This is a genomic window from Helicobacter sp. UBA3407 (assembly GCF_949747025.1).
Taxonomy (GTDB): Bacteria; Campylobacterota; Campylobacteria; order Campylobacterales; family Helicobacteraceae; genus Helicobacter_D; species Helicobacter_D ganmani.
In genome coordinates this window covers 1-2,845 of record NZ_CATKCB010000228.1, presented here as the reverse complement: position 1 = coordinate 2,845, position 2,845 = coordinate 1, and the positions used below count along the sequence as shown (strand labels likewise).

The following is a 2,845-nucleotide window of genomic DNA, read 5'->3' as shown; positions in this document are numbered from 1 at the left end:
GGTGTGCATTTTTTTGACATGCTTTCTTGGATTTTTGGAGAGGTGCGGGATAGTCAAGTGCATTTATTAGACGCACAGAGTGCAAGTGGAATCCTAGAGTTAAAGCATGCAAGAGTGCGGTGGTTTTTATCTGTGGATTCTACAACACTACCAAAAGAGGCATTAGAACAAAACAAACGCACTTTTAGACTAATTAGTATTAATGGGGAATCTGTAGAGTTTAGTGAAGGATTTACTGATTTACATACACAAAGTTATTGTGATATTTTAAAGGGGGGAGGCTTTGGATTGCAAGATGCAAAGCCTTCTATCCAAATAGTGCATCAAATCCGAAATACCGAGCCTTTAGGGTTAGTGGGTGATTACCACCCCTTTTGCAAAACAATTTCAAAATAAAGGAAATAAAATGCAAAGATTTCACAAAATAGGCATTATCACCTATCAATCTCCCCATTTAAAAACAGAGCAGGTTTTAAACAGCTTCTTATTAAACGATTCTGCGGGGGGGGGGGGATTTATGCTTATATGCCCTGCCATTTGTGAGTAGGGAGGAAAGAGCAGTGCTATTCTCCCATAGACCAAAGCAAAGCGAAGCAATAAGTGCGAAAGAAATTGCAGCAAAATGGAATCTCAAATATCAAGAATGCGCTAGTGATGCAGAGATTCCAAACGAATGCGATATTTATGTAATCACAGGCTGCGGAATCCTCTCGCAAGAATGCTTAAAGGGCAAGAAAGTTCTAAACGCTCACCCCGGAATTATCCCCAATTCGCGCGGATTGGATTCGTTTAAATGGGCGATTTTAGAGGATAGACCTTTGGGCGTAACATTGCATTACATTAATGAGGAAGTAGATAGCGGCGAGATTGTCGCGGTAATGCCTACGCAAGTGTATGAAAGCGACACACTGCATACACTAGCGCGGAGGCATTATGAGAATGAAATCGCACTTATTGCTAATTTTAAATACCATTTGCAAAATCCTAGCAATCCTTATGATGAGATTCCACAAATGCAAAGCACCAAAAGAATGAAGCCCATAGAGGAAAAGGAAATGATGAATCATTTTGAAGCTTATAAACAAAAATGGCAGTGCAATGAGTGAGAAAACAAATTATTTTGCCCATCATACCGCTATAATTGATGAGAATGTCCGCATAGGAAAGGGCTGCAAGATTTGGCATTTTAGCCATATTCTAAGTGGAAGTGAAATCGGAGAGAACTGCTCCTTTGGGCAAAATTGCGTGGTGGGTCCAAAGGTTAGAATCGGAAAGGGCGTAAAAGTGCAGAATAATGTCAGCATTTATGAGGGCGTAGAATGCGAGGATAATGTGTTTTTAGGACCTTCTATGGTTTTTACAAATGTCCTAAATCCGCGCAGTTTCATCAATCGCAGAGAGGAATTTAAGAAAACTCTGCTTAAAGAGGGCTGCTCCATTGGTGCAAATGTTACGATTGTTTGTGGAGTCACGATTGGGGAATACGCGTTAATCGGTGCGGGAGCAGTCATCGTGCGCGATGTGCCACCTTACGCGCTAATGGTAGGGAATCCTGCGCGTCAAATTGGCTTTGTAGATAAGGCGGGAGTGCGCTTAGAGTTTGATGAATACGGAATTGCAAGAGATAGTTTTGATGGTAGTTGCTATAAATTGCGTGATTCTGTTTTGGAAGTTTTAGATAAGGAAACGAAATGATTGATTTTGCAAATTTAAAAGAATCGCATAAAGCACATAAAGAGGAGATTGAAGAAGCTGTTTTAAGAGTATGTAGAAATGCGCAGTTTATTATGGGAAGCGAAGTGGAATCCCTAGAGAAAGAGTTAGCGGAGTTTGTCGGTGGTGGCTATGCGGTGAGTTGCTCTAGCGGAAGTTCCGCGCTACTCCTTGCATTAATGGCTTTAGGAGTTAAGGTGGGTGATGAGGTGATTACTACCCCTTTTACTTTTATTGCCACTGCTGAAATGATTGCGCTTTTGGGGATTAAGCCTGTTTTTGTAGATATATCCTTAGAGGATTATAATTTGGATTGTGATTTGATTGAGCAAGCAATCACACCTAAAACAAAGGCGATTCTAGCCGTTAGCCTCTATGGGCAACCACCGAATTTAGAAAAGTTAGAGCACATTTGCAAGGAGCGGAATCTTAAATTAATCCTTGATGGCGCACAGAGCTTTGGCGCAGAGTTTTTAGGTCGCAAGGATTCCACATTTGGCGCGATTGCTACAACAAGCTTTTTCCCTGCGAAACCTTTGGGCTGCTATGGAGATGGAGGAGCGGTTTTTACTCAAGAGGAGAGTTTAGCAAAGAAAATTGCAAGCTTGAGATTGCACGGGGAGAAGTCAAGATATGTGCATCAATTTGTTGGAATTGGCGGGAGATTAGACGCATTACAAGCTGCAGTTTTAAGGATTAAACTAAAGTATTTTGCGCAGGATATTGCAGCAAGAAACAAGGTAGCTAAACTTTACAATCATTACTTAAGTAGCGCAAATGTCGTGATTCCTAGAGTTTTGGAGGGGCGAAGTAGTGTGTTTGCGCAATACACTTTGCGCGTGAAAAATCGCGAAAAAATACAAGAGAAGCTAAAAGATAGCGGAATCCCAAGTGCGATTCATTATCCTTTGGGCTTACATTTGCAAGAATGTTTTGCGCCTTTAGGCTACAAAAAAGGCGATTTTCCTAATACGGAATTAGCAAGTGAGGAAGTTTTAAGCCTGCCAATGAATCCTTATTTGCAGGAATCTGAAATCAAAGAGATTGCGCAAGTGGTGCAAAAAGTAATGGAATCCTAAACTAATGTGTAGTATTTGCGGAGGGAATTATGCGCTAGAGGTGGTGCAAAAGG

Annotated in this window: 4 protein-coding genes and 1 pseudogene; all 5 read left to right on the top strand. The window is 41.2% G+C overall.

The features are described from left to right. Positions 1-396: pseudogene (locus Q1553_RS07975) on the top strand (oxidoreductase); the annotation flags it as partial. 10 nt (positions 397-406) lie between these two features. Beyond that, entirely contained in the window at positions 407-547 is a 141-nt protein-coding gene (locus Q1553_RS07970) for a hypothetical protein (protein ID WP_181881645.1), read from the top strand. A 13-nt stretch (positions 548-560) separates the two neighbouring features. Continuing rightward, positions 561-1,106: a formyltransferase family protein gene (locus tag Q1553_RS07965; RefSeq protein WP_297601521.1), complete on the top strand. Its 546-nt coding sequence runs from the start codon at positions 561-563 to the stop codon at positions 1,104-1,106. Continuing rightward, positions 1,099-1,695: an acyltransferase gene (locus Q1553_RS07960; RefSeq protein WP_300842904.1), complete on the top strand. Its 597-nt coding sequence runs from the start codon at positions 1,099-1,101 to the stop codon at positions 1,693-1,695. The genes Q1553_RS07965 and Q1553_RS07960 overlap by 8 nt, the downstream gene beginning before the upstream one ends. Next, positions 1,692-2,792, top strand: coding sequence for a DegT/DnrJ/EryC1/StrS family aminotransferase (locus tag Q1553_RS07955; RefSeq protein ID WP_297601528.1), 1,101 nt, complete (start codon positions 1,692-1,694; stop codon positions 2,790-2,792). The genes Q1553_RS07960 and Q1553_RS07955 overlap by 4 nt, the downstream gene beginning before the upstream one ends. The last annotated feature ends 53 nt before the right edge of the window (positions 2,793-2,845 follow it).